20 protein-coding genes are annotated in these 25,258 nt (G+C 73.1%); 14 read left to right on the top strand and 6 right to left on the bottom strand.

The genetic code is table 11. From position 1 onward, the window contains the following. Positions 1–29 precede the first annotated feature (29 nt). From ACZ45T_RS35270 to ACZ45T_RS35260, 3 genes are all read right to left on the bottom strand, one after another. A complete protein-coding gene (locus tag ACZ45T_RS35270; protein ID WP_468448219.1) occupies positions 30–1,778 on the bottom strand; it encodes a condensation domain-containing protein in 1,749 nt (582 codons plus the stop codon). Beyond that, positions 1,775–3,511, bottom strand: coding sequence for a carbamoyltransferase family protein (locus tag ACZ45T_RS35265; RefSeq protein ID WP_468448218.1), 1,737 nt, complete (start codon positions 3,509–3,511; stop codon positions 1,775–1,777). Before ACZ45T_RS35265 ends, ACZ45T_RS35270 begins: the two co-directional genes overlap by 4 nt. An 88-nt stretch (positions 3,512–3,599) precedes the next feature. Next, positions 3,600–4,208 (bottom strand): XRE family transcriptional regulator, encoded by a 609-nt coding sequence (locus ACZ45T_RS35260; RefSeq protein WP_468448217.1) that lies wholly within the window; start codon positions 4,206–4,208, stop codon positions 3,600–3,602. A 432-nt stretch (positions 4,209–4,640) separates the two neighbouring features. On the opposite strand from ACZ45T_RS35260, the gene ACZ45T_RS35255 reads away from it, so the two are divergent. The 9 genes from ACZ45T_RS35255 (at position 4,641) to ACZ45T_RS35215 (ending at position 16,282) form a co-directional block, all read left to right on the top strand. After that, complete coding sequence (locus tag ACZ45T_RS35255) at positions 4,641–6,032, top strand: KamA family radical SAM protein (RefSeq protein ID WP_468448216.1); 1,392 nt, start codon at positions 4,641–4,643, stop codon at positions 6,030–6,032. Between the two features lie 21 nt (positions 6,033–6,053). Next, positions 6,054–7,235 (top strand): capreomycidine synthase, encoded by a 1,182-nt coding sequence (vioD, locus tag ACZ45T_RS35250; RefSeq protein ID WP_468448215.1) that lies wholly within the window; start codon positions 6,054–6,056, stop codon positions 7,233–7,235. Then, the gene (locus ACZ45T_RS35245; RefSeq protein ID WP_468448214.1) at positions 7,232–9,091 is read left to right on the top strand and encodes an amino acid adenylation domain-containing protein; all 1,860 of its coding nucleotides are present in this window, start codon (positions 7,232–7,234) and stop codon (positions 9,089–9,091) included. Before vioD ends, ACZ45T_RS35245 begins: the two co-directional genes overlap by 4 nt. Positions 9,092–9,168: 77 nt before the next feature. Then, a complete protein-coding gene (vioC, locus tag ACZ45T_RS35240; protein WP_468448213.1) occupies positions 9,169–10,218 on the top strand; it encodes an arginine beta-hydroxylase, Fe(II)/alpha-ketoglutarate-dependent in 1,050 nt (349 codons plus the stop codon). 7 nt (positions 10,219–10,225) lie between these two features. Further along, the gene (locus ACZ45T_RS35235; RefSeq protein WP_468448212.1) at positions 10,226–10,960 is read left to right on the top strand and encodes a hypothetical protein; all 735 of its coding nucleotides are present in this window, start codon (positions 10,226–10,228) and stop codon (positions 10,958–10,960) included. A gap of 103 nt (positions 10,961–11,063) precedes the next feature. Then, positions 11,064–13,109 carry an NAD-dependent epimerase/dehydratase family protein gene (locus ACZ45T_RS35230; protein ID WP_468448211.1) on the top strand — a complete coding sequence of 682 codons (2,046 nt, stop codon included), beginning with the start codon at positions 11,064–11,066 and terminating at the stop codon, positions 13,107–13,109. Then, entirely contained in the window at positions 13,106–13,888 is a 783-nt protein-coding gene (locus ACZ45T_RS35225) for a PIG-L deacetylase family protein (protein ID WP_468448210.1), read from the top strand. Before ACZ45T_RS35230 ends, ACZ45T_RS35225 begins: the two co-directional genes overlap by 4 nt. Continuing rightward, positions 13,881–15,125 carry an ATP-grasp domain-containing protein gene (locus ACZ45T_RS35220; protein WP_468448209.1) on the top strand — a complete coding sequence of 415 codons (1,245 nt, stop codon included), beginning with the start codon at positions 13,881–13,883 and terminating at the stop codon, positions 15,123–15,125. Before ACZ45T_RS35225 ends, ACZ45T_RS35220 begins: the two co-directional genes overlap by 8 nt. A 47-nt stretch (positions 15,126–15,172) precedes the next feature. After that, positions 15,173–16,282, top strand: a complete 1,110-nt coding sequence (locus ACZ45T_RS35215) for a glycosyltransferase family 2 protein (protein WP_468448208.1) — start codon at positions 15,173–15,175, stop codon at positions 16,280–16,282. On the opposite strand, the gene ACZ45T_RS35210 is transcribed toward ACZ45T_RS35215, so the two are convergent. Next, the gene (locus tag ACZ45T_RS35210; RefSeq protein WP_468448207.1) at positions 16,247–17,869 is read right to left on the bottom strand and encodes a CocE/NonD family hydrolase; all 1,623 of its coding nucleotides are present in this window, start codon (positions 17,867–17,869) and stop codon (positions 16,247–16,249) included. The genes ACZ45T_RS35215 and ACZ45T_RS35210 overlap by 36 nt on opposite strands. A gap of 34 nt (positions 17,870–17,903) precedes the next feature. On the opposite strand from ACZ45T_RS35210, the gene ACZ45T_RS35205 reads away from it, so the two are divergent. The 4 genes from ACZ45T_RS35205 (at position 17,904) to ACZ45T_RS35190 (ending at position 21,979) form a co-directional block, all read left to right on the top strand. After that, positions 17,904–19,433 carry an AMP-binding protein gene (locus tag ACZ45T_RS35205; protein ID WP_468448206.1) on the top strand — a complete coding sequence of 510 codons (1,530 nt, stop codon included), beginning with the start codon at positions 17,904–17,906 and terminating at the stop codon, positions 19,431–19,433. Beyond that, the gene (locus tag ACZ45T_RS35200) at positions 19,430–20,329 is read left to right on the top strand and encodes a macrolide 2'-phosphotransferase (protein WP_468448205.1); all 900 of its coding nucleotides are present in this window, start codon (positions 19,430–19,432) and stop codon (positions 20,327–20,329) included. Before ACZ45T_RS35205 ends, ACZ45T_RS35200 begins: the two co-directional genes overlap by 4 nt. A 68-nt stretch (positions 20,330–20,397) precedes the next feature. Then, entirely contained in the window at positions 20,398–21,219 is an 822-nt protein-coding gene (locus tag ACZ45T_RS35195; protein WP_468448204.1) for an alpha/beta fold hydrolase, read from the top strand. After that, positions 21,209–21,979 carry a nucleoside 2-deoxyribosyltransferase domain-containing protein gene (locus tag ACZ45T_RS35190; RefSeq protein WP_468448203.1) on the top strand — a complete coding sequence of 257 codons (771 nt, stop codon included), beginning with the start codon at positions 21,209–21,211 and terminating at the stop codon, positions 21,977–21,979. Before ACZ45T_RS35195 ends, ACZ45T_RS35190 begins: the two co-directional genes overlap by 11 nt. On the opposite strand, the gene ACZ45T_RS35185 is transcribed toward ACZ45T_RS35190, so the two are convergent. Further along, positions 21,955–22,515, bottom strand: a complete 561-nt coding sequence (locus ACZ45T_RS35185) for a GNAT family N-acetyltransferase (protein ID WP_468448202.1) — start codon at positions 22,513–22,515, stop codon at positions 21,955–21,957. The two genes, ACZ45T_RS35190 and ACZ45T_RS35185, sit on opposite strands and share 25 nt — an antisense overlap. Positions 22,516–22,614: 99 nt before the next feature. On the opposite strand from ACZ45T_RS35185, the gene ACZ45T_RS35180 reads away from it, so the two are divergent. Beyond that, positions 22,615–24,564 (top strand): hypothetical protein, encoded by a 1,950-nt coding sequence (locus ACZ45T_RS35180; RefSeq protein WP_468448201.1) that lies wholly within the window; start codon positions 22,615–22,617, stop codon positions 24,562–24,564. Here the strand turns inward: ACZ45T_RS35180 and ACZ45T_RS35175 are convergent. Then, on the bottom strand, positions 24,531–25,250 hold the full coding sequence (locus ACZ45T_RS35175) for a dioxygenase family protein (protein WP_468448200.1): 720 nt from the start codon (positions 25,248–25,250) through the stop codon (positions 24,531–24,533). The genes ACZ45T_RS35180 and ACZ45T_RS35175 overlap by 34 nt on opposite strands. Between the last annotated feature and the right edge of the window lie 8 nt (positions 25,251–25,258).

Here is a 25,258-nt window from a genome sequence, read left to right as displayed (position 1 = left end):
AGGGTGCCTTCTCGGGTTCTGTACGTGGGTCAGCCGGCGGGGTGGACGAGCGCGGCGAGCGCGGCGCGGTGGCGGGCGGCGAGCCGGCCGATGGTGTCCTGGTCGTGCAGGGCGGTGGAGTACCACCATTCGACCCGGAGCGCTCCGGCGTCGGTGGTGGCGATCACCTCGACGAGGTGGGGGCGCACCCAGTCCGGTCCGGTGATCTCTCCGACCGGCTCGTCGGCGATGTCGAGCAGGAGGGTGCCGAGCGGGAGTCCGTCGGCGTCGTCGCCTTCGAAGTCGAAGGAGACGTCGCTGGGCGGGGCGCCGCGCAGGGCCGCGGAGATCCGGGGCCGGCCGTGCCGGCTCAGCGCCCCGTGGCCCACTCCCCCGGCGGGCAGGGCGGCGAGGTGGCCGACGGTGCGGGCGAGGCGCTCGGCGGGGGTTCCCGGGGTGAGGTCGATGCGGACCGGGACGGTGGTCGTGAACCAGCCGGTGGTGCGGGCCAGGTCGGTGTCGCCGACGATCTCCTCGCGGCCGTGGCGCAGGACGTCCACCCGGACCGCGTCCTGGCCCTGCCAGGCGCCGAGCGCCTCGCCGAGGGCGTGCAGCAGCAGTTCGCCGGGGTGGCAGCGGTGGGTGCGGGCCGCGTCGAGCAGTTGCCTGGTGAACTCCGGGCCGAACTCCTCGACATGGGTCTCGGCCGTGGCGGCGGTGTTCGCTGCCCGCGGGTCGAAGCCGTGATCGTGGCCGTGCTCGTGGTCGAGGCCGCGATCGTGGCCGTCGTCCGGTCCGTGGCCGGGGCCGCGGTCGAGCGGGATCTGGCCGGGGGTGCGGGCCACCTCGGTCCACCACTCGCCCTCCGCCTCGGCTTCGGGGGTGCGGGCGTACGCGGCGAGGGCCTGGGCCCACTCCGGGTAGCCGGTGCCCTCGGCGCAGCGGACGGCGTCGCCGCCGTCGTCCCCGTAGTCCCCGGCGGCGAGTGCGGCGTAGAGCCGCTCCAGGTCGTCGATCAGGATGGACCAGGAGACCATGTCGAAGGCGAGCTGGTGCACGGCGATCAGGAGCCGCCCCGGGCGGGCCGGGCCGGCGTCGAACCATACGAAGCGGGCGACGCGGCCGGCCTCCGGGTCGAGCAAGCGCTGTTCGAGCGCGCAGCGCAGGGTGACGGCCTCGGAGAGGTCGGCGTCGTCGAGTTCACGGGTGTCGACGGTGTCGAGGACGGCGTCGAGCGGGGTGTCCGGGGTGAGGGCGGCGACCGTCTGCCGGGGGCGCTTGGCGGGCCGGGCCTCGACGGCGAGGCGCAGGGAGGCGTGGCCGGCGACCAGGCGCCGTACGGCTTCGGCGAGCAGCCCGGGGTCGAGGTCGGGGCGGGTGGTGAAGAGCAGTGACTGGTTCCAGTGGGCGCGGCTGCCGCTCTGTTCCTCCCAGCCCTGTTCCTGGGTGGGCGTGAGGTAGACCGGGCCGTGTGCCGCGCCGGGCTCCGCGAGGGGGCCGGCGCCGGTGTGGCGGTGGCCGGCCCGCTCGGTGACCAGGCGCGCGAGGTGCTCCACGGTCATGTCCTCGACGAAGAGTTCGCGGAGCTGGACGCGCACGCCGTACGCGGCTTCGATGCGGCGGGCGGCACGGATGAGGTCGAGCGAGTCGACGCCGAGGTCGCGCAGCGGTGCGGTGAGGTCCGCGGCCGGTTCGAGGACGGCTTCGGCGATCCAGTCGGCGAGGTGGGCCCGTACGTCGTCCAGGGCGGCCGGGGCACCGGCGGCGGTGTGCGGCTTCGGCCGGGCGGGGGCGGTCATGCGCGGCCCGCCTCACCGAGCGCGCCCGTGGAGCGGCTGACCAGGAAGGGGCCGAGGGCGAGGGCGTCCATGGGCAGCCGGTGGAAGGTGGCGAGGGCGTCGCTGGGGCTGCACACGACGGGTTCGTCGCGGCCGTTGAAGGAGGTGTTGAGCACGACGGCGGTGCCGGTGTGCCCGCCGACCGCGCCGATCAGGCGGTGGTAGAGGGGGTCCGTCTCGCGGGAGACGGTCTGCGGGCGGGTGGTGCGGTCGCTGTGCACGACGGCGGGCATGGCCTCGGCGCCCGCTTCGGTGACCGGAGTGGTGACGATCATGTACGGGAGCGGGGTGTCGGTGCCGATGAGGGCGGGGGCCGCCTCCTCCTGCATGCTGGGGGCGAACGGCCGCCAGGCCTCGCGGTCCTTGATGCGGACGTTGACCCGGTCGCGGGTGCTCTCGGGCGAGGGCACGGCCAGCATGCTGCGGTGGCCGAGGGCGCGCGGTCCCCCTTCGGCGCGGCCCTGGAACCAGCCGACGACGCCGCCGCGGGCCAGGGTGGCGGCGGTGGCGGTGGCGATGTCCTCGTGCTCGGTGTAGGCGGTGCCGGAGGCGTCCAGGACCCGGCGGATGCTGTCCGGGGACCACTGGGGGCCCCAGACCACCGACCCGGCCATCGGGCGGATCCGGTCGCCCTCCTGGGCGGCGACCAGGACGGCCGCGCCGAGCGAGACGCCCTGGTCGCCGGCGAGCGGCTGCACGAACAGGTCGCCGACCTCGGGCAGGCGCATCAGCTTGCCGTTGAGGGTGGCGTTGAAGCCGACACCACCCGCGATCATCAGGGTGGTCTCGCCGGTTTCCCGGAGCAGGCCCCGGACCAGGCCGATGACGGCCTGTTCGAGGGCGGCCTGGGCAGTGGCGGCGATGTCGCGGTATTCGAAGGGGTCGCGGGCGGTGACCTTGGTGAAGCGGCCCAGGCGCGGGTCGAAGCGGCGGACGGAGCCGTTGGGGGGCTCGGGGAGGGTCCTCTCCAGGTGCTCCAGCCAGTGCCGGATGGTGGCGGTCTCCTCGTCGGTCGTGCCCGTGGAGCGCAGGTCCGGGGGGACCACGCCGATGGTGAAGTCCTCGTCGGCGAAGGTGAAGGCGCCGCCGAAGGTGAGGTCCTGGGGGCGCCCGTAGGAGGCGAGGCCCATCATCTTTCCGGCGGCGTCGGCGCCGAGGCCGGCGTACTCGCAGACGGCGGCGTAGAAGTAGCCGAGCGACCAGCCGGGGGTGTGGGCCCGCAATGTCTTGATTTCGCCGTCGATGCCGACGGCAAGGGTGGTGCTCTCGTCCTCTCCCTGGCCGTCCAGGACGAGGATCGCGCCGCGGTCGCGGCCGGAGAGGTGGTAGGCGCTGGCCGCGTGGGCCAGGTGGTGGTTGACGAAAGTCAGCCGGGGGTCGCGGGCGCGCGGGAACAGCCCCTTGGGCAGCAGGTGTTCGAGGGCGTCGGCGTCGCTGCCGAACCAGTCCAGGCCGCGGTCGGCGAAGAGCTTGGGGAGGTCCCACCCGTGGGCGACGACGTCTATGTCGCCCAGGGTGAGACCTCCTTCGGCGAGGCAGTACGCGACCGCGTTGAGGGGCGCCTCGCCGTAAGCGTGCTTGTTGCGGGTGAAACGCTCCTCCTCGGCCATGGCGATCACTTCGCCGTCCACAACGAGGCAGGCAGCACCGTCGTGGCTGGCGCCGGGCCAGCCGTTGACTCCGAGCACACGCATGGTCAGTCCCCAAAGGTCGATCGAGTCGTCCGGTCACGTCGTCCGGCTACGCCAACCGATCTTGTCGATCAGGGGAGTTGTACACGACCTACCGAGTTGTGCGGAGATTCGAACGGGGGTCGGGGCGGGAATCGGGACGGAGATCGGGCCGAAGGCCCGGGTGGAGATCCCGGCGGAGATCCGGGCGGAGATCCGCCGCGAAGATCGCGGAGGCCGCTTTGAGTACCTCGTTGGCATGTCTCAACTGCTCCACCTCGCGGCGCAGTCGGTGCAGTTCCGCCCTTTCGCGTCTGGACAGCGCGCCCTCGTCGCCGCCGGTGCGCTCCGCCCGGGGAGCCGGCGTCGGGCCGGGGGCGCGGCCGCGGCCCGGGGCGGGGTGCTCCGGCACCGCGCGAGGGCGTCCGACCGGCTCGTACGGGGCCCCGCGGGCTTCCAGTTCCTTGCTGACGCGGTGCCAGCGACGGGTCCACTCCGCGCTGTCGCCGTCGCAGGCGGCGACGTAGGCAAGGGTGACTTTCAGCGATGGCATGTGCAAACCGCGCGCCGCCTCGGAGAGGGTGGCGACGGAGTAGTGAGCACGTTTCGCCATGATCCGGTAGGACGGGTTGCCGACCTCGCGCCTGAGGGCGCGTAGGGCGTGGGCGAATTCCTCCAGCGGTCCGGCCGTGGGATCGAGTAACCGCTCTGGCCTGGCCATGTTCCCCCCCTGGGAAGTCGATCATCTCGGTTGAGCGCGCGATCGGCAGCCCCCGGGACAGCTGTTGGCTGATCGCGGGCGCGGCGGTACAACCCTCCGTCGGTCGACGTGGTCGGCGTACAACCGCCGCAAGGGGCTACATGGGAAATTGGTACATGCCAGGGACATTTCGATCAAGTGAGCATCCGGGAAATCGAGCCATACAACGGTCGTGTCGAGCGGTTTCGTCCGAACCCGGCCCATGACTCCCGAAGCGTCGGCCCACGTTCCGGTTCGCCCTCTCCCCGTGCCGCCACCGGCCCCGGTTGTACAGGAGTGCACCCCGTCTGCGCCCCGTACAACGGTCCCCCCTCGTGTACAACTCCGCGGCTCTGCAAGATCGGTCCACGTCAGGCGATACGGCCGAAACGGACGGGAATGGGTGGCGACGCGGTGGACACAGCACGCAGCCAAGCGGAATCAACACCGCCGGAAGGCGTGTACGAGTACCGGCGCGGCGAACTCGTCGAGCCCGACTGGCGCCGGTTCCCGGGCTGGCGGGAGGTCACCGAGGCCGAGTGGGGCGACCCCCAGTGGCAGCGCGCCCACTGCGTGAAGGACGCCAAGGGGCTGCGGGCCGTGGTGGGGGACCTCCTCGACGAGGAGTTCTACGCGGACTGGGAGCAGGACCGGCTGCACCGGGCGACCATGTCGGTGCTGCTGCCACCCCACATGATCAACACGATCGCCCCGCAGGTGGCCGGCTCCCGGCCGGGCGAGCTCACGAAGGCGTTCTACGACGACCCGGTACGCCGCTACATGCTCCCGGTGTTCTCCGACCGGCACCCGGAGTGGCCCTCGCACCCGATGGCCAGCCGGGACTCCCTGCACGAGCAGGACATGTGGGTGGTGGAGGGACTGACCCACCGCTACCCGACGAAGGTGCTGGCGGAACTGCTCTCCACCTGCCCGCAGTACTGCGGGCACTGCACCCGGATGGACCTGGTCGGCAACTCCACCCCGCAGGTGACCAAGAACAAGCTGACCCTCAAGCCGGTCGACCGGGCCGAGCGGATCCTCGACCACCTGCGACGCACCCCCGGCATCCGCGATGTCGTGGTGTCCGGAGGGGACTTGGCCAATCTGCCCTGGCCCCGGCTGGAGAGCTTCCTGTCCGGGCTGCTGGAGATCGACTCCATCCGGGACATCCGGCTGGCCAGCAAGGCGCTGATCGGGCTGCCGCAGTACTGGATGTCGGGCCCCGTCCTGGAGGGCGTCGCCCGGATCGCCGGGACGGCGCGGGCCCGGGGGGTGCAGGTCGCGCTGCACACCCACGCCAACGCGGCCCAGCAGGTGACCCCGCTGGTGGCCGGCGCGGCCCACGCCCTGCTGGCCGCCGGGCTGCGCGACGTACGCAACCAGGGGGTGCTGATGCGCGGGGTCAACGACAGCGCGCACGAGCTGCTCGACCTGTGCTTCGCGCTCACCGACCACGCGGCCGTGACGCCCTACTACTTCTACATGTGCGACATGATCCCCAACGCCGAGCACTGGCGCGTCCCGCTGCACCGGGCGCAGCTGCTCCAGCGTCAGATCATGGGCTACCTCCCCGGGTTCGCCACCCCGCGCATCGTGTGCGACGTGCCGTTCGCCGGCAAGCGGTGGGTGGACCAGACCGATGCCTACGACCGGGACCTCGGCATCTCCCACTGGAGCAAGAGCTATCTGACCCCGCTGGAGGCGGCGGACCCGGACGTCCACAGCGGCTCGTACCACTACTACGACCCCATCGACACCCTCCCGGCATCCGGGCAGCGGTGGTGGCGGGAAACCCGTCAAGGGTAGAGAAGGGACAGTTGCACAGCCATGAGCAGTCTGCGTCCGCAGCGGGAGACGATCCCGGAAGAGCCTCCGGTCCTGGAGGAGTGGTACCGCCGGCACCTGGGCCCCGACCTGTACGACATCAGCTCCAGCGGCGTCCATCCGTACGCCTTCGCCGAGATACGCGAGATGTGCGGCATCGGGCAGGAGGATCTCGACGCGATCGTCATGGACGACAGCGTCTCCCAGGGCGGGGTCGGTATCCGGCAGGCGATCGCCGACCGGTACGCCCAGGGGGACGCCGACCGGATCCTGGTCACCCACGGGTCCAGCGAGGCCATCTCCCTCACCCTGAACGCCCTGCTGCGGCCCGGCGACCGGGTGGTGGTCCAGGAGGGCATCTACCACTCCCTCGGCCACTACCCGCGTGAGGCGGGCTGCGAGGTGGCGGTGCTGCCGGCTTCGGCCGTGCGCGACGGGGAGATCGACCCGCAGGTGCTGGCCTCGCTGGTCACGCCCGGGACGGCCGCTTTGATCGTCAACTTCCCGCACAACCCGAGCGGAGCGACCCTTTCGCCACAGGGCCTGGGGGCACTGGCGGCGGCGGTCGCGGAGGCCGGAGCGGTGCTGGTGTGGGACGCGGCGACCGCCGAGATCGCGCACCGCTGGGAGGTGCTGCCGGACCCGGGCACGCTCTACGGGCCGGCGCTGCGGACGGTGTCCTACGGGACCTTCTCCAAGACCTTCGGCCTGCCCGGGCTGCGGGTCGGCTGGGCGGTCGCCGAACCGGAGCTGCTGCGGGCCACCTTCCCGCTGCGCGACCGGACCACGCTGTTCCTGTCGCCGCTGGTGGAGCTGGTCGCCGAGCGGGCGATGCGGGGCGCGGACCGGCTGATCGGGCTGCGCGCGGCCGAGGCCGGGCGCAATCTGGCGCACCTGCGCGGCTGGATGGCCGAGCACGAGGACCTCGTGCGCTGGCGGGACCCGGAGGGAGGCGTGAGCGCGCTCCTGGTCTTCCGCGCGCTGGAGCGGCCCGGGACGCCGCCGGGGGCGGTGGAGGAGCTGTGCCTGGAACTGCTGGAACGCCACCGGACGCTGCTGGTCCCGGGTACGGCCTTCGGCGCGCCGCAGGGGGTCCGGCTGGGCTTCGGCGGCGACGAGGCGGACTTCCGGGCCGGGCTGGCGCAGTTGTCGGCGTTCCTGCGCGGGCGCGGAGCGGGCCGATGAGCGCGGAGGCCGCACGCGTGGTGCCGGTGTCCGGCGGGGTGGACTTCCTGGACGGCTGGGAGCGTGCGGTGCGGGCCCACGGGGACGCGCCCGCGCTGGTGACCCCGGCGCGCGTGCTGACGTACCGGGCGATGGACCGGCTCACCGACGCCTGGGCGGGCTCCTTCGCGGGGCGCGGCGCGGGACCCGGGCAGCTCGTCGGTCTGGCCTTCGGCGACCCGGCCGGGGCCGTGCTGGGCATGGTCGCGGCGCTCAAGAGCGGGGCCGGGTTCACCGTGCTCGACGACCGGCTGCCGCAGCCGGCCCGGGACGACCTCGTACGACGGGTCGGGGCGGTGGTCTGGGCCGGTGACGGGAAGCACGCGCCGGACGGGGCGTACGTACCGGATTCGGAGCCGGGCGGGTCCGACACCGGGTGGACCCGGCACGTGTGCGAGGAGCAGAAAAGGAAGCAGGAAGACGACCCGGAACACGACCTCGCGTACGTCCTGTTCACCTCCGGCTCCACCGGCCGGCCCAAGGGGACGGTGGTGGAGCGCGGCTCGCTGGGCCGGTTCGCGGCGGCGGTCGCCGAGCGGCTCGCGCTGACCCCCCGGGACCGCTGGCTCCAGGTGGCCTCGCTCGGCTTCGACGTGGTGATCGAAGAGGTCTTCCCGGCGCTGGTCGCCGGCGCGGCGGTGGTGTGCCGGGTGGACAGCGAACCGCTGGAGCCCGCGGAGCTGCACGCGCTGGTGGCGGCGACGGCTACGACCGTGGTGGAACTGTCCACGCAGTACTGGCTGGAGTACGCCCGCTGGCTGGACGAGCGCGGGCTGACCACCCCGCCGCCGCTACGGACGGTGGTGGTCGGCGGCGAGCGGATGGACCCGGAGCCGTACCGGGCGTGGCAGCGCCGGCAGCCGGCCGCGCTGGCCCATGTCTACGGGCTCACCGAGTGCACCGTCAGCTCCACCCTGTACACCGGGCTGCTGCCCGCGGGCGCGACGGAGGTGCCGCTGGGTACGCCACTGCGGGACGTGCTGGTAACCGTACGCCGGGACGGGCGCCCCGTGCAGGCCGGCGAGAGCGGCGAGATCCACATCGGCGGGCCGCTGGTGGCGCGGGGCTTCCTGGACGACGAGGCGGCCACCCGGCGGCGGTTCGTACCGGACCCGTACGGCGGTGAGCCCGGGGCCCGGACGTATGTGACCGGCGACCTGGGCCGGTTCGACGAAGCGGGCCACCTGGTCTTCCTCGGCCGGGTGGACGACCAGCTCAAGATCCGCGGCCACCGGCTGGAGCCGGCGCTGGTGGAGCGCGCGCTCTGCGACAGCCCGGACGTGGACCGTGCCGTGGTCATCCCAGACCCCGCCACAGGCACGGCCCTGTGGGCCTTCACCGTCCCGGCCGACCCGGAGCTCTCCCCGCCGCCGGGCACGGCTCCCCGGCTCCCCGCCGCCGACCGCGACGCCCTGGTCGCCCGCCTTTCGGCGCACCTCCCCGACTGGGCGGTCCCCCGCATCCTGCACCGGGTCGCGGCCCTCCCGAAGACCCCGCACGGCAAGGTGGACAAACGCACCCTGGCCATCTGGGCCGGTGAATCGCACGGCACCGCGGCCCCCGCGGAGGTCCGCAGCGACGAGGCACTGGACGAGGTGCTCGGGATGTTCCGGGACGTGCTCGCGCAGCCCCGGCTCGGGCCCGACGACAACTTCTTCGACCACGGCGGGCAGTCCCTGCTCGCCATGCGGCTGCTCGCGCGCCTGCGCGAACGCTTCCCCGCCGCCGCCGGCCTGCGGGCGAGCGCACTGTTCTCGCTCCCGACCCCCCGGCTCCTGAGCGAGGCGCTCAGCAGCCGTGCCGCCGCGGAGCTCTAGCAGCAAAAGCAGTACACCGAGGGCCTCCGGGTGATCGCCCGGGGGCAGCAAACCCAAGCCCCAGAACGAGAGTTGGCATGTCGAACCTCACCGACCAGACCACGACCACCAGTGGCACCCTCGCTTACACCCTCACCCTCGACGAGGCGGCCGCGACCGCCGACCTCACGCGGGAACTCGCCCGCGCCTACCCCTCCTTCGGCGACCCCACCCTGCTGCGCGACCTGCCGCACCTCGCGTCTCGGCTGCCCTTGGGCACCCAGCGCTTCCTCCGCGGGTTCAAGCTCGCCGACCGCAGCGGCCACGCCGTCGTCCGCGGGCACCTCTTCGACCAGGACCGGATCGGCCCCACCCCCTCCCACTGGCGCGGCCGCAGCCGCCCCGGGCCCGAGTTCGCCGAGGAACTGCTGGTGATGCTCTACGGGGCGCTGCTCGGCGAGCCGTTCGGCTGGGCCACCCAGCAGGACGGCCACCTCGTCCACGACATCTTCCCGATCCGCCAGCACGAGAACGACCAGCTCGGCATGGGCAGCAAGGAACTGCTGACCTGGCACACGGAGGACGCGTTCCACCCGTACCGCAGCGACTACCTGATCCTCGGCGCGCTGCGCAACCCGGACCACGTGCCCACCACCGTCGGCGAACTGGACCTGTCCTCCCTCTCCGCCGAGGACATCGACCTCCTCTTCGAACCGCGCTACTACATCGCCCCCGACGAGTCGCACCTGCCCAAGAACAACACCATCGGCTCCGCCGAGGAGGCGGCCCGCTTCGCGACCATCCAGAAGATGATCGACGAGCGCCCGCTCGGCCCGCTGCTCTACGGCTCGCGCCTGGACCCGTACATGCGCCTCGACCCGTACTTCACCTCCGTCCCCGAGGACGACCCGGACGCGCTGCGCGCCTACGAGGCCCTCTTCAAGGTGATCGACTCCGGCATGCGCGAGGTGGTCGCCGACGAGGGTGACGTGCTGTTCATCGACAACCACCGCGCCGTGCACGGCCGGCTGCCCTTCACCGCCCGCTACGACGGCACCGACCGCTGGCTCAAGCGCGTCTGCGTCACGACCGACCTGCGCCGCTCCCGCGAGATGCGGGCCACCGCCGACACCCGCCTGCTGGGCTGACCCGCCGGTGTCCCTCACCCTCACCGACCTGTCCCGGGACCCCTGGCTGCGGCCCGAGACGGAGCGGCTGACCGGCGCGAACATGCCCGATTTCATGAGCTGGGAGTCCCCGGGCAACTGGCGCTGGCACGGCATGTACGAGCACTACCCCGTCCTCCAGCTGTGCCTGGTGGACGGGGAGGGCCGGCTGGCCGCGGCGGCCAACGCGGTGCCGGTCCGCTGGGACGGCACCGCCGGGGGCCTGCCGGCCGGCACCGACGACGTGCTCGTCGAGGCCGTCGACCACGGCCCGCCGGACCGGCCGGACGCCCTGTGCATGCTGTCCGTCTCCATCGCGCCCGACCATCGCGCCGCGGGCCACGCCGAACGGCTGCTCACCGCCGTACGGCAGACCGCCGCCCGCGGCGGCATGCGCGGAGTGATCGTCCCGGTACGGCCGACCCGCAAGCCCCGCTATCCGCTGATCCCGATCGAGCGGTACGCGGCCTGGCGCCGCCCCGACGGCAGCTGCTTCGACCCGTGGCTGCGCACCCACCTGGAGCTCGGCGCCCGGCAACTCGGGATCGCGGAACGCTCGCTGGTCATCCGGCAGCCGGTGGCCCGGTGGGAGGAGGCCCTCGGGCATCCGCTGCCCGGGCCGGGCGACTACCCGCTGCCGGGCGGGCTGGTTCCGCTGCGGGTGACGGACGACGGCCACGGGACGTACGCCGAGCCGAACGTCTGGGTCCACCACGCCCCTTGAGCCGGACGTTCCGGACTCCCGCTCCCCTTCCCCGTCTTCCCTCCTTCCTCTCCTCCTCCCTTCCTCTCCCCTCCCCTCCCCCGCAACGACCCCTGGAGACTTCATGACTCCCGTGAATCCCGTGACTCCCGTGCGCCTCGCGATCATCGGCTGCGGTGCGGCCGCCCGCGGCTGCCACATCCCCGCCCTGCCCCCGCTCAAGGGCGACGTGCGGCTGACCGTCCTCGTCGACCGCGATCCGCGCCAGGCCGAGGCCGCCCTCGCCCTCTACCGCGAGCTGGGCGGCGCCGACGCCGACGAGGTCGTCCTGGCCACCGATCCGGACCAGGTCGCGCACCTCTTCGACGCCGCCGTGGTCGTCGTCCCGCACACCAAGCACGCCGAGACGGTGGAACCGCTGCTCGCCGCCGGCAAGCACGTCCTGCTCGAAAAGCCCATGACCACCTCGGTCGCCGACGCCCGACGGCTGGCCGAGGCCGCCGACGCGGCCGCCCGCGACTCCGGAACCGTGCTGGCCATGGCCCACCCCCGCCGGCTCTTCCCCGCGTACGAGTGGGTGCACCGGCTGATCCGTGACGGCGAGCTCGGCGAGGTGCGCCGGGTCGAATGGGCCGAGGGGCACCCGTACGCCTGGGAGCCGGTCTCCTGGTCGATGTTCGACCGCCGGCTCGCGGGCGGCGGGGTGCTCACGGACACCGCTTCGCACGTCTTCGACACCCTGCTGTGGTGGCTCGGCCCGGACGTCGAGGTCGTGTCGTACGAGGACAACTCGCTGGGTGGTGTGGAGACCGACGCCTCGGCGCACCTGCGGTTCGCCGGCATCGACGTCTTCACCGAGTTCAGCCGGCTGCGCGACCTCGGCATCGCCTGCAAGGTCGTCGGCACCGAGGCGACCGTCACCATCGGCACCGACTTCCCCGCCGGGGAGTGCACGCTGATCACCGCCGACGGCAAGGAGCTGCACCGCGGCGACGTCGAGGCGGTGGCCCCGGCCCAGGACGAATGGGAGCTGCTCTTCACCGAGCAGCTCGGCAACTTCGCCGCCGCCTGCCGCGGCACCACCGCCCCGCACTCGGGCGCCGCCGACGGCGTACGCGTGGTGGAGCTGATCCAGGAGTGCTACGGGGAGGCCGTGCGACGGCCCATGTCCCAGCCCTGGACCGGGCGGGCGCACACGGCCTCCACCGCGCTGGACGGCCGTACGGTCGCCGTCACCGGCGCGAGCGGGTTCATCGGCGGCCGGCTCGTCGAGCGGCTCGCCCTCACCACGGGTGCGGACATCCGGCCGGTGGTCCGCGGGTTCGGTCGGGCGGCCCGGCTCTCCGTACTGCCGCAGGACCGGATCGAGTTCCGGTGCGGCGACCTGATGAGCGTGGACAGCCTGACCGAGGCGTTCGCCGGCTGCGACACGGTGGTGCACTGCGCCTTCGGCAGCGACGGCGACGAGTCCACCCGCTGGGCGGCCACCGTCGAGGGCACCGCGAACGTCCTGGCCGCCGCCCGGCGGGCCGGCGTACGGCGGGTGGTGCACCTCAGCACCATCGACGTGTACGACGCGACCGGCGCGGGCGAGCTGACCGAGGAGTCCCCGGCGCGCCCGGCCGACCCGGCGGACCGGGAGTACGAGCAGCAGAAGCTGGCCGCCGAACGGACGGTACTGGCCGCCGGCGACGCCGCTCTGGAGACGGTCGTCCTCCAGCCGGGCGTGGTCTACGGGCCGTGGGCCGGCCAGTGGACCACTGCACAACTGCTGCGGGACCCCGGCGATTTCGCGGCGCTCCCGGCGGGCGACGGCGGCGCGTGCAACGCCGTGTACGTCGACGACGTGGTGGAAGCGGCGCTGCGGGCGGTCGTGGCGGAAGGGGTGGCGGGCAAGCGCTTCCTCGTCGGCCACGGCGAACCGGTGAGCTGGGGCGCCTTCTTCGACGCCGTACGAGCCATGAGGCGGCTCGGCGACCCGCTGCCGGACGCGCACTCGGACGCGGTCCCCGCATGGGAGCTGGAGCTGTACCGCTCCGAGGCCCGGGCCCGGTTCGACGCGGCGCGGGAGGGGCTCGGCTTCGAGGCGTCGGTGGACTTCGCCGAGGGCATCGCGCTGACGGCCCGCTGGGCGGGCTGGGCCGGACTCCTCCCGGAGGCCCGGGGATGACGGCGGCGACCGATGTGACCGACGTGACCGACGTGCTCGTGGTCGCGCCGCACCCGGACGACGACGTCATCGGATGTGGCGGGTCCATCGCCAAACACGTACGGGACGGGGCCCGGGTGACCGTGGTCATCGTCATCGGCCGGGAGCGCAGCGCGCTGGACGACGAGGTGACCGACGCCGAGTTCGCGGCCGAGACCGATGCCTCCGCCAAGGCGCTCGGGGTGCACCGCGTGGTCCGCTTCGAGGAGCCCTCGCGGGACTTCCGGCTGACGCGCGCGGTCCACCTGGATCTCGTACGGGTCCTGCGGGAGGTCCGGCCGCAGGTCGTGTACCTGCCGCACGACAACGACGACGACGTGGAGCACCGGATGGTGCACCAACTGGCCACCGAGGCGCTGTGGATGGCGCAGTCGTCCTTCTTCCAGGAGGCCGGGGCGGAGCCGATGCCGGCGCCGCGGCTGGTCCTCGGGTACGAGGTCTGGGCGCCGATGGCCCGGTTCCAGTACGCCGAGGAGATCGGCCAGCAGATCGACGCCAAGGTCGAGGCGATGCGGTGCTACCGCTCTCAACTGCGGCACGCCGCCTGGGACGAGGGGATCCTAGGGCTGGCCCGGTACCGGGGCGCGGTGTCCGCCGGGTCCGGGTACGCGGAGGTGTTCCAGGTGCTCGGCCTCACGGGGCCGGGATCCGGATCGGTGCCGGGAGCGGAGCCGGGGCGGGTGCCGGTGCCGGTGCCGGTGCCCGGGGCGTCGCCGGGATCGGGGGGCGGCCGTGATTGACCGGGTCCTGGTCTGCGGCCTCGGCTCCGGCATGGACCACTCGCTCGCCGAACTGCGCGCCATGCGGCTGGACGTGGTGGTGGCCACCGACCGCCCCACCGCCCGGGTCCGGGCACACGCGGACACCCTCCTCGTGTGCGACCCGAACGACGCGGTGGCGGTGCTGGCCGAGCTCGCGGCGGCCGGTGTCGACCGGCTGGACGGGGTGTTCTCGCTCGGCGCCGACAACCCGCCGGTGATCAGCACGCTGGCCCGGCGCTTCGGCTGCCCAGGGCTGCCGCTGGAGACGGCCCTGGACTGCACGCTCAAGGACCGCCGGCTGGCGATCCTGCGCAAGGCCGGGCTGCCGATGCCCCGGCACGCGGTCGCGGAGAGCGTGGGCGAGGCCGTCCGGGCGGTCGCCGACGTGGGCCTGCCGGCCGTGATCAAACCCAGTGACCAGACCGGTTCGCTGGGCGTGATGAAGGTGGAGTCGGCCGACGCGGTACGGGAGCGTGCGGCGGAGGCCCTGCGGCTGAGCCCGGGCGGCCGGATCGTCGTCGAGGAGTTCCTGGAGGGCACCGAGCACACCCTCGCCGCCTTCATGGTCGACGGAGTGTTCCACAGCATCGGCTTCGCGGACCGCGAGTACGGGCAGAAGGAGGAGTTCGCCCCGTACTTCTTCGAGGGCGGCGACACCCTGCCCAGCCGGCTCACCCCGGAGCAGATCGCGGAGGTCACCGAGACCGTGCGGCGCGGCGCCGAGGCGCTCCGCCTGGACCCGGCGGTGATCAACACCGACATCCTGCGGACCCGGGACGGCCGCGTGGTGCTGCTGGAGATCACCTGCCGGCTGACCGGCGCCCGCATCGCCACCGAGGTGATGCGGCTGGCCACCGGGGTGGATCCGCTGCCGAACGTGGTCCGGCTCGCGCTGGGCCGGCCGCTGGAGCCGGCCGAGCTGGTCCCGACCCGTCAGGCGGCCGCCGTCCAGCGGTTCCTGCCGGCCGACGGCGGGGTCGTGGAGTGGGTCGGCAACCCCCGGGACGTGGCCCGCCGGGCCGGTGTGCACGACGTGTTCTGGGGAACGGAACTGCACCCCGGGACCGTGCTGCCGCCGTACAGCGGCGGGGCCGACGTACTGGCCGGGGTCATCGCCCACGCCCCGGGCCGGGCGCAGGCGGAGTCGATCGCGCGGCGCACTCTGGCCGCCCTGCCGATCCGCCTCAAAGGACCCGACGCAGTGAGCACGCAGTGAACCAGGACGCCTTTGAGCGCAGCTCTACGCACAGCGAGGAGAGTTCGATGGCCACCGTGCCGGTGGACGAGGAAGCGGTCGACAAGGGCATTGCGCGAACCAGTGTGGTCATCGCCCTGCGCGATGATCTGCGGATCGCCGATTGCATCGAGTCGATCGACGAGGACGTCGAGATCGTGCTGGCTCTCAACGGGCCCAGCGACGCGGTCAAGAAGCTGATCGCGGAGCACCCCAGGCCGCTGACGGTCACCGAGATCGAGGACGTCGGCAATCTGGGCGCGGCCTACAACGCCGGGGCCGCCGCCACCGACAACCAGTACCTGCTGCTGATGGACTCCGACTGCACCTTCGCTCCGGGGGTGGTGCGCATGATGGTGCGCGCCGTGCTCACCGAGCCGGTGGTCAAGGGCCAGGTGGTGTACGGGGAGTCGGACGGGCTGCTGAGCAAGCTCACCGCCCGGGTGAGGGAGTTCGACGAGGGCGACTACGTCAGCGCGCTGTCGCCGCCGCTCATCTACAACCGGGCGATCGTCGACCACATCGGCGGGCACCACTTCGACGAGCTGATCCACTGGTGCGAGGACAGGGAGTTCGACTTCCGGCTCCAGTTGGCCGGCATTCCGGTGGTCTACCTGCCGCAGGCGCGGATCTTCCACGACGCGCAGCACGGCTTCGCGAACATGCGCAGCTACTTCCGGTACGGGGTGGGCGAGGGCATCGCGCAGGAGACCGGGGTGTTCACCACGCCCGCCGTGCCGGTGGCCTGGCGGCTGTTCGAGGCGTCCCGGACGCTGGTGCACTGCGCGCAGGCCAAGGGGGTGGGCGCGGCGGCGTACTACGCGCTGCTGAAGGCCGCGTTCCACACGGGTACGGCACACCACCTGCTGAACGATCCGTACCAGGTGCGCGACCGCTACCCGGTCTCGGCCAAGCGGGCGCGCATGGTGCGGTCGATTCCGCAGCACAGCACCCGCCTGACCAAGGCCCAACTGCGCCGGCTGCGGCGCGCGCACTGGGAGGCCGGGCGGCGGATCGAGCGGGTCGCGGACCTGTCGGTCTTCCACCCGGACGCGGTCCGGTCGGCGGCCGGCCCGGGCAACGGCGCAGGCGCAAGCGTCGGATCAGGCGCCCGTGAGCCGCGACAGCAGCAGGCGTGAGGGCCGGTCGCCGCCATGGTGAACGGTGTGGTGTGCGACCGCCTTCGGGTGTACGTCGAAGCGGGGCGCGTTGCTGCCGGCGATCTCCAGCCGGACGCGGTGCCCCGCTTTGAAGACGTGGCCGATCGCGCCCAGACGCACCCGGACCTCGGCCACGCCGTCGCCGTCGCCGCCGGCTCCGGTTCCCGGGGCGAGGCGGCGGATGCCGTCGGTGAGGATCTCCGCCCGGCCGTCCGGGTGGACGTCGACGAGCTTGCCGGTCACATCGGCACCGGCGGCGTCCGGGCTGACGTACACGGTGAGTTCGACCTCGCCGATCACGGTGAGCGGGGCGTCGAGCGGCGCTGTGGTCCAGCACAGCACGTCGGGCCGCCGCTCCACCTCCCGCTGGTCGAGCGGACCGCAGTCGGCGCCGGTGAACTGGCCCGGCAGCGCGGTGGCCCCGCCGGTGGTGGGGACGGGGTCGGCCGGGTCGTGGCGCAGGACGTCGCTCCACGAGGTCCCCGCAGTCCCCGGTACCCCCGGGGACTCGGTGAGGGTGCGGCCGGCGAGGTGGAGGACGTACGGGCTGGTGCCGGGGACGGGCCAGGCCGGGAAGGTGCGCCACTGGTCGGCGCCGGTGAGGAAGAGCCGTACCGGGGCGCTCTCGAGGGCGGGGGGCCGCCGCCTGAGGTGGCGGTCGAAGTGGGCGAGGTGCAGCCCGGTGACGTCCAGGTGCCGTTCGTCGGCGGCGAGCCCGTAGCGGCGCTGCGGGAAGATGCCGCCGGTGACGCAATGGGACCAGGGGCCGACCACCAGGTCGGTGCCGGGGACCGCGGTGGCATTCTCCAGCGCGCCCGCCAGGAAGATGTCGTACCAGCCGGTGATGTTCAGCACCGGCACCTTTATCGCGGCGTACGATTCACGCGGTGCGGACCGGCGCCAGTACGCGTCGCCGGACGGGTGGGCGAGCCATTCCCGGTAATAGGGCGCGAGTCGGTCCAGGAGCTCCGCGGCCCGTCCGGGATCGCGGTAGAGCTCGTCGATACGGTCGACGGCTTCGGCGACTTCCTGTTCGGCCGCGGAATCGAGGCCGGCGCCGCTGAGCAGCAGATCGTAGAGCACCCAGTAGAGGACGAATCCGAGCTGGAACGCGCCGCCCTGGTGCGTCCACCCCTCGTCGAATCCGGAGCCGGCCACCTGCGGGGCCACCGCGCCCAGCGCGGGCGCTCCGGCCGTGGCCGCGAGCAGGGCGGACATGCCTTCGTACGAGCGCCCGAACAGGCCGGCCGAGCCGTCGCACCAGGGCTGCGCGGCCGCCCAGGCCACGGTGTCGGCGCCGTCCGCGGCCTCGTTCCAGTACGGCTCGAACGTGCCGCCGGAGCCGAACCGGCCGCGGACGTCCTGCACCAGCAGGGCGTATCCGGCGCGCACCATGCGCAGGCCGTCGACGGAAGCGCCGCCGGGATTTCCGGATTTCCCGTAGGGAGTTCTCCGGATGAGCACCGGAACGGGTCCGGAAACACCCTCGGGGAGATAGAGATCGGCGCTCAATAAGACGCCGTCACGCATGGGTATTTTCAAGTCGTGTTCGATGACGATACGCATGCCCCAATCGTCCGACAGAAAAAGGGAATTGACAATGCATTCCTTGCATTCCTTACTCGATCCGTTTTTCGCGGTCGCCCGCCGGGATCCGGACCGGCCGGCCGTCGTCGACAACGGCCTGGTGGTCGGGTACGGCACGCTGGCCCACTGGGCGCGTTCGGTGGCCGAGGCCGTCGAGCCGCGCACGGACGGCCCGCAGCCGCCGGTCGGGGTGGTCGTGCACCACGCGGCCCGCGACGTCGCGGCCGTGCTGGGGGTGCTGGCCGCCGGGCGGTCGTACGTACCGCTCGAAGCGGACTACCCGGCGGCGCGGCTGACCGCCACCTTGGAGCGGGCCGGCTGCCGGGAGGCGGTGGCGACCGCCGACTCCGGGTACCTGCCCCCGGTGGAGAAGGTGATCCGGCCGCGCTGGACGCCCGCGCCCCCGCCGGTGCCGGGCCGGGAGCCGGCCGCCCTGCCGGCCCCGCGCGCCGAGGACCCCGCGTACATGCTGTTCACCTCGGGTTCCACCGGCGAGCCCAAGGGGGTCGTGGTACCGCACCGGGCCCTGACGGCGGTGGTCCCGGAGTTGCGCGGCCTGTACGGCATCGACGAGGACGCGGTGGTGCTCCACTTCCACGGGGCCGGCGGCGACACCAGCCTCGAGGAGATCCTGCCGACCCTGACGGCCGGGGCCACCCTGGTGATCGACGACACGGCTCGGGAGCGGTTCGCGCAGGTGGTGGCGGACCAGGAGGTCACGGTCGCGGTGCTGCCCACCGGCTTCTGGAACAGCCTGACCGGCGACCTCCTGCACCAAGGCCGGGACGGCGCGCTGCCGTCCTGCCTGCGGACGCTGGTGATCGGTGGCGAGGCGGTCCGCGCGGACATGCTGGAGCGGTGGAACCGCCTCGGCCGCGCGGCCGGCATCCGCCTGTTGAACACCTACGGCTCCACGGAGACGGCACTGGTCACGCACGCCTTCGCGCTCGCGGGACCGGGCGCCGCGCCGCTGCCGGACACCGGGGAGGACCTGCCGATCGGGTACCCGCTGCCGCACGTCGGCCAGCGGGTCGACGAGGCCGGCGAGCTCTGTGTCAGCGGCGACGGCCTGGCGCTCGGCTACCACGACGACCCCGGGGAAACGGCTGCCCGTTTCACGACGTCCGGCGGCGCCCGCTGGTACCGCACCGGGGACCTGGTGACCGCCGCTCCCGACGGGGCGCTGGTGTTCCGGGGCCGCTCCGACCACCAGGTCAAGATCCGCGGCCACCGGGTGGACCTGCTGGACGTGGAGGCGCTGATCGGGCGCTGCGAAGGGGTGTCCGCCGTGGCCGCCGCCCGGATCGAGGGGCCCACGCACACCACGCTCGCGGCCTTCTTCGTACCCCTGCCACACCATCTCCCGGACGAGGTGGCGGCCAGGATCCGGGGCCAACTGACCGTGAGCGCACCGCCCCACCTGGTACCCAGCCGGATCGTCGCGGTCACCGCCCTGGAGCAGACGCACACCGGCAAGGTCGACCGGAACGCGACCCGCGACCGCCATCTGGGCACCGGACGGCCGGGGGTGATCTCCCGGTGAACGGCGACGAGTTGGTCGCGTACGCCTCGGAGCTGCTCGGGGTCGACCTGGACCCGGCCACGGCCCGCCCGGACGAGTCCGGGTGGGACTTCCACGTCACGCACATCGTGGACGGGGACGGCACCCCCTGGATCCTGCGCCGGCCACGGCGCCCGGAGGCCGCGCGGCAACTGGCCGCGGAGGGCGCGGTCCTGGCGGCGGTACGGGACCGGCTGCCGGTGGCGGTGCCGCACTGGCGGCTGCAGACCCCGCGGCTGGTCGCGTACCCCCGGCTGCCCGGGGTGCCGGCGGGCGCCGAGGACCAGCGCACGCTGGTGTACGGGTGGGACATCGACCCGCTTGCCGCGCCGGGCGCCTATCTGGAGCCGCTGGCCCGGGCGTTGGCCGTCGTCCACCGGACCTCGCACGGCGCGCTGCCCGCGCTGGAGGCCCCCACGCCCGAGGAGCTGCGCTCCGGTGTGGCGGACCGGCTGGCCCGGGCCCGGACCGAACTGCGGCTCCCGGCGGCGCGGACCCGGCGCTGGCACACCTGGCTCGACGACGACACCCTGTGGCCGGACCGGCTGGTCGTGGTCCACGGCGACGTCCATCCCGGGCACACGCTGGTGGAGCGCTCCCCCGCGGGGCCGCCGCGTCTGTCGGGGCTGCTGGACTGGGCGAACGCGGGGATCGGCGACCCCGCCGCCGACTTCGTCGACATGCTCTACGCGGGAGGCCCGCCGGTCCTCGACCTGCTCCTCGACGCCTACCGGCGTGCGGGCGGCGAGGTCCGGCCCGGGATGCGCGCGCACGTCCTCGCGCGCGCATCCTTCCTGTGGGTCCATGTGGCGCTGCGCGGGCTGGACACCGGCCGGCCGGCGTGGGTGGAGACGGCCCTGTCCCGGATCGGCGCATGAGTGGCCCTGCGCGTGCCCGTGCGAGTGGCCCTGCGCGTGCCCGTGCGAGTGCCCGTGCGCGGCACACCGTGCACGGCACGGGCGAGCCCGTGGTCCTGATCCCCGGCAGCGGCGGCTCCGGCACCATCTGGGAGCACCACCAGGTGCCGGCGCTGACGGCCGCCGGGTACCAAGCCGTCACCGTCGACCACCCGGACGGGCCGGGCGCGGCCCCGCTCTCGGCCACCGATCTCGCCGCGGCCGTACGGGAGTCGGTGGAGGCGCTCGGTCTGCCGCCGTGCCGACTGGTCGGCCACTCGTTCGGCGCGCTGGCCGTACAGGAATTGCTGCTGGCCGCTCCGGAACTGGCCGTCCAAGCGGTCCTGGTGGCGACCCGGGGCCGTCCCGACCCGGTGGGGGCGGCGATGGCCCGCGCGGAACAGGCCTGCGGTGGGCCGGAATTGCGGCTGCCGCCCGCCTACGAGGCATTCGTGAGCCTCACCCAGAACCTCTCCCCCAGGACCCTGGCGGACGAGGCGGCCACCGAGGAATGGCTGGACCTGTTCGAACTGTCCGCGCTCTCCGCCCTCTCCACGCCGTCAGAACCGTCAGAGCCGTCCGGGGGTGCGGGCCGAGCTCCCCGGCACCGAACCCGCCCGCTCACCCAGGACCGGCTGTCCGCCTACGCGGCGATCGACACCCCGGTCCTTGTGGTCGGTTTCGCCGACGACCTCCTCGCCCCGGCGCGGCTCGGTCGGGAGGTCGCCGACGCGGTCCCCGGAGCCCGCTACCTGGAGCTGCCCGACTGCGGTCATCTCGGCTTCCTGGAGCGGCCCGCCGCCTTCAACGAGGCCGTCCTCGGCTTCTTCGCCACCCGTCCCGCGCTGCCCGGAGGTCCCCGTGCCCTGTGATGTCGTGATCGTCCACGTCGACGAGCAACCGCCCGCCGCCTGGTCCGCCGCCGTCTATCTGTGCGGCCCCACCCCCACCGATCCGAGCGAGCCGTCCTGGCGCCCGGCCGCCGTCGCCGCGCTCAAAGCGGGCTGGGCGGGCACGGGCACCCTCGTGGTGTTCGTCCCCGAGCCGTCGGCAGGCGGCGGCTATCCCGGGTACGCGGAGCAGATCGCCTGGGAGGAGGAGGCGATGAGGCTCTCGGACGTGGTCGCCTTCTACATCCCCCGAGACATGGCCCGGCTGCCGGGACTGGTCTCCAACATCAAGTGGGGCACCTGGTGCGATTCGGGCCGGGCCGTGCTCGGCGCGCCGCCGGAGGCGGTCCGCATGGAGTACCTGATGCACTTCGCCGAGGCCCTGGGGGTGCCGGTGGCGCGGAGCGTGGAGGAGACCGTGCAAGCGGCTCTCGACCGGATCGGGCCGGGCGTGCACCGCACGGCCGGGGAGCGGACCGTACCGCTCCAGGTATGGCGGACGGGCCCGTTCCAGCGGTGGTACGCGCAGCGGCGGGCCGCCGGCGACCGGCTGCTCGACGCGCACGTCGAGTGGTACGGCCCGCCGGCGGCCGGGCCCGGGACGGAAGGGACCCCGGCGGATCCGGCGCACCCGGCGGACTGGCTCCTGACCGTCACGCTCGCGCCGGCCGGCGGCAGCGCCGGGCCCGGGCAGGTCCGGGCCCGGCTGCTCGCGGCTCAGGGACAGGGCATGCTCATGTAGAGGGCCTGTTCGCCGGCCGAGGGCGTGCCCTCGTACAGCGAGGTGTCGAGCCCGCAGAAGGCGAAGCCCATGCGCCGGTAGGCGTGGATGGCCGGCGCGTTGACGTTGGTGACCTCCAGCCAGACGTGGCCGGCGCCGCGCTCGCGTGCGAAGTCGACGGCGTGGCCCATCAGGGTGCGGCCGACGCCCCGGCCCCGGTGGGCCGGGGCGACCTCGATGTCCTCGATGGTCAGCCGCCGGTTCCAGGGGTCGTAGGAGAGGGCCACGAACCCGGCGAGTCCCCCGCCGTCGACCGCGACGTAGGTGCGGGTGTTCTCGTCGTCGCCGTCAACGTCCTCCTCGTCGGATCCGTCGTCCGGGAACACCTTGTGGAGGGGCGGGTCCACGGGGACCTCGACGAGGGCGAACCCCTCCTCGGTCACGGTCACCCGGAAGACGGAATCGGTGGTGAAGGAGCCGTCGAGGGTCTCGATGGCCTTGGTGTCCTCGGGGCGGGCCACGCGGTACACGAGGGCCTGGGCTTCAGCTGCTGTCATGACCTGACCGTACGACTGGTCTGACCACTCTTGAGATACTTTCAGCCGACTGCGGCGACGCATGGTGTGGGAGGCGGTGACGCCGGGTAGGGCGGGGTCATGCCCGACATCCCCCTGGCCGAAGAGGCGTTGCGGAGGGTGCTGACGGCCGTCGACTGGTCGGCGGAGTTGGCGGCCGGGCTTCGGATCCGCCCGAACGAGGCCGTGGCCCGCGCGGCGGCGACACCCCTCGGCGTCGATCCGCTTGCCTTCGGGCCCGCGGAGTTCGACGCCGTTGCCCGCCATCTGGAACCGCTGGACCAGTTGATCGCCGCCGTCCCGCCGGATGCGGACGGGATGCGGTGGCGCTACCTGGACGAAGCCGTTCTGTTCCACTGCGAGCGGGAAGTGCCCACTCCGTTCGACGAGTTCACCGCGCACCTCGACATCAGCACAGTGATCGCTCTGACCAGCGGGTACCTGGGCGGCTGTACGGCTGTCCAGGGTCGGGACGAGGACGGAAGGCCGGTTCGGCAGCTCGAACGCAGCATCAACCGGGCCCAGCCGGCCTACCTCGCGCTGTCCGGTGGCGACGTGCTCGACGTCTGCAAGCTGGAGACCCTCGACTACGGCCCGGACGAGGTGCTGCTGCGATGGAGGCAGGTCGACAGCCCGAACGCCTCCGCGCTTCAGGACGACGGCTCGGTGTCCTTCGCGCGGACCTCCGACGGCTGCGTCAGGGTCACCATCTGCGCCTACCAGCAGTTCACGCTCCCACCCGTGTGGCGGGCGATCACCCCGGTGCTGTGGCCCGCGGTCCGGCGCGCTCTGGTGGAGGACGCCTACCGCAGGTCCTTCCTCGCCACCCTGGACACGATCACGGCACACGGCCAGGGCCGCGCCGCGCCTGCCACGGAGTCGGCCGGATCCGACCCCTCGCTCCGGGACTCCCTCGCCCGCGTGGCCGTCGGGTTCCCCGGCAACACCGGCCAGCACCTGTTCTTCTACGACACGGCGGACCTCGCCGAGGCCGACCGCCTGTCCACCCTGAGGATCGAATCCACCGACTCGTCCATCAAGGGCACCACGCACATCGCCTGGCTGGAAAACCGGAAGATCGTCGGCGCGATCGGCGAACACCTGTGGCAGTTCGACGTCGACGCCCTCGACCGTCCCGAGCGCCTGGGCCCGCACGGCCTGAAGCTGCCCCACGCCATGCGGACCACGGCCTCCGGCCGCTACCTCGTCTACGGCGGCATGGACCACCCCGGCCGCGGCGAGGCCCGCGAGGTCGGCATCTTCGACCTCCACACCGGCACGGCCCGCCGCGTCGACTTACCCGCCACCTGCTGGCACGTGGCCGTCCATCCCCGCGAAGACCGGTTCTACGCCCTCTCCTTCCGTGTCCTGCCCCAGGAAGGACACGACTGGCACGAATGGGCCATGGCCTACCTCAAGGAATACGTCTTCGAGATCGACGCCGAACACGGACGGGTGCTCCGCCACTGGACCGCCGCCCGGGAGACGCCGGCGCACATCAACTCGGACGTCTGTGTCTCCGATCGCGAACTGATCTACTGCAACGGCGGCAGCGGCACCATCGTCGTGATCGACCTGGACGATTTCTCCACGCACCTCATCATCGACGAACGCCCCGGCCTGCCCGGGCAACTGCTCGCCGGCCGACAGGCACTGCACCAGATGACCGACGCCTTCACCCGCGGCTCGCCGACCGCGAGCAGCAGGCACTTCCTCGGCGCGCTGCGCGTCTCGCGCGGAACGCTGATCGATTCGGTGTACGCCTGCCAGCTCTCCGCCGACCAGACCCTGCTGTTCACCGCCAACCGCGGGCTCAACACCATCACCGTCTACGACTACCCCGCGAACACCGTCCGCCAGCGGGTGCGCATGCCCGAGCTGCGGCAGTACGTCGACGACCTCCCCTGGTGGCACGACCCGCGGCTCGGCTTCCACCACAGCACGCTGATCTCTCCCCCCGTAATCGCCGAGGAGCGGAAGGCGGACGACCACCGGGCTCAGGCGATGCCCACCGTGTACGCGGCCCGGTAGCCGGCGCCGTCGGGTACGGGAGCCAGGGTCATCGCGGCGCCGGATTCCCGGTAGCGGCTGTCGCGGGTGTTGGGGTGGTCCGGCGCGGGTCGGCGGGCGTAGGGCTGGAGCGCGTACACCCTCACCAGGAACTCCTCGGGGAAGAAGAACTGCGAGGTCGTCTCGGTGCGGTGGTCGGGGCGCACCTTGAAGTGGATGTGCGGCGCCAGCCCCTGGTACCACCCGGGCACGATCGTGCGGAACGCGCACCGCCCGGCGGCGTCCGTGACCTGGGTGCCCCGCAGGAAGCTGTCCCCGCCGGAGGAGTAGGCGCCCGAGGCGTCGGCGTGCCACACGTCGACGGCGGCGCCCGCGACCGGGCGGCAGCCGGCCGACACCCGCACCACGGTCAGGTCCAGCCGGAACGGCACGCCCTCCCGGCCTTCCGTGATGTCCGACCTGACCCGGTCCAGGTCCAGGTAGTAGGGGCCCGCGCCCGACTCCGCGGTGAGCACGCAGGCCGGGGTGCTCCTGCCGGGCGGCGGTGATGGTGTCGTGGTCGGGGGTGCGGAGGCCGAGGGCTGCCCTGCCGCGCCCCTGGTACGCGCCGGGCCCGAGCAGGCCGCCGCCAGCGCGGCGACCCCGGCCGATCCGGCTGCCAGCAGAACCGCGCGGCGGCTGGTCCTGGAGATGCCGTTCTCGGTCATGCGAACCC

This window comes from Streptomyces sp. NPDC030995, assembly GCF_055571215.1.
Note: the sequence above shows the minus strand (reverse complement) of the source record. Positions and strands in the feature narration are given on the sequence as shown.

Coding starts and splice junctions, on each gene's coding strand:
- ACZ45T_RS35270 (WP_468448219.1), bottom strand. CDS start 1,778: ATGACCGCCCCCGCCCGGCCGAAGCCGCACACCGCCGCCGGTGCCCCG.
- ACZ45T_RS35265 (WP_468448218.1), bottom strand. CDS start 3,511: ATGCGTGTGCTCGGAGTCAACGGCTGGCCCGGCGCCAGCCACGACGGT.
- ACZ45T_RS35260 (WP_468448217.1), bottom strand. CDS start 4,208: ATGGCCAGGCCAGAGCGGTTACTCGATCCCACGGCCGGACCGCTGGAG.
- vioD (WP_468448215.1), top strand. CDS start 6,054: ATGAGCAGTCTGCGTCCGCAGCGGGAGACGATCCCGGAAGAGCCTCCG.
- ACZ45T_RS35245 (WP_468448214.1), top strand. CDS start 7,232: ATGAGCGCGGAGGCCGCACGCGTGGTGCCGGTGTCCGGCGGGGTGGAC.
- vioC (WP_468448213.1), top strand. CDS start 9,169: ATGTCGAACCTCACCGACCAGACCACGACCACCAGTGGCACCCTCGCT.
- ACZ45T_RS35230 (WP_468448211.1), top strand. CDS start 11,064: ATGACTCCCGTGAATCCCGTGACTCCCGTGCGCCTCGCGATCATCGGC.
- ACZ45T_RS35225 (WP_468448210.1), top strand. CDS start 13,106: ATGACGGCGGCGACCGATGTGACCGACGTGACCGACGTGCTCGTGGTC.
- ACZ45T_RS35215 (WP_468448208.1), top strand. CDS start 15,173: ATGGCCACCGTGCCGGTGGACGAGGAAGCGGTCGACAAGGGCATTGCG.
- ACZ45T_RS35210 (WP_468448207.1), bottom strand. CDS start 17,869: ATGCGTATCGTCATCGAACACGACTTGAAAATACCCATGCGTGACGGC.
- ACZ45T_RS35205 (WP_468448206.1), top strand. CDS start 17,904: ATGCATTCCTTGCATTCCTTACTCGATCCGTTTTTCGCGGTCGCCCGC.
- ACZ45T_RS35185 (WP_468448202.1), bottom strand. CDS start 22,515: ATGACAGCAGCTGAAGCCCAGGCCCTCGTGTACCGCGTGGCCCGCCCC.
- ACZ45T_RS35180 (WP_468448201.1), top strand. CDS start 22,615: ATGCCCGACATCCCCCTGGCCGAAGAGGCGTTGCGGAGGGTGCTGACG.
- ACZ45T_RS35175 (WP_468448200.1), bottom strand. CDS start 25,250: ATGACCGAGAACGGCATCTCCAGGACCAGCCGCCGCGCGGTTCTGCTG.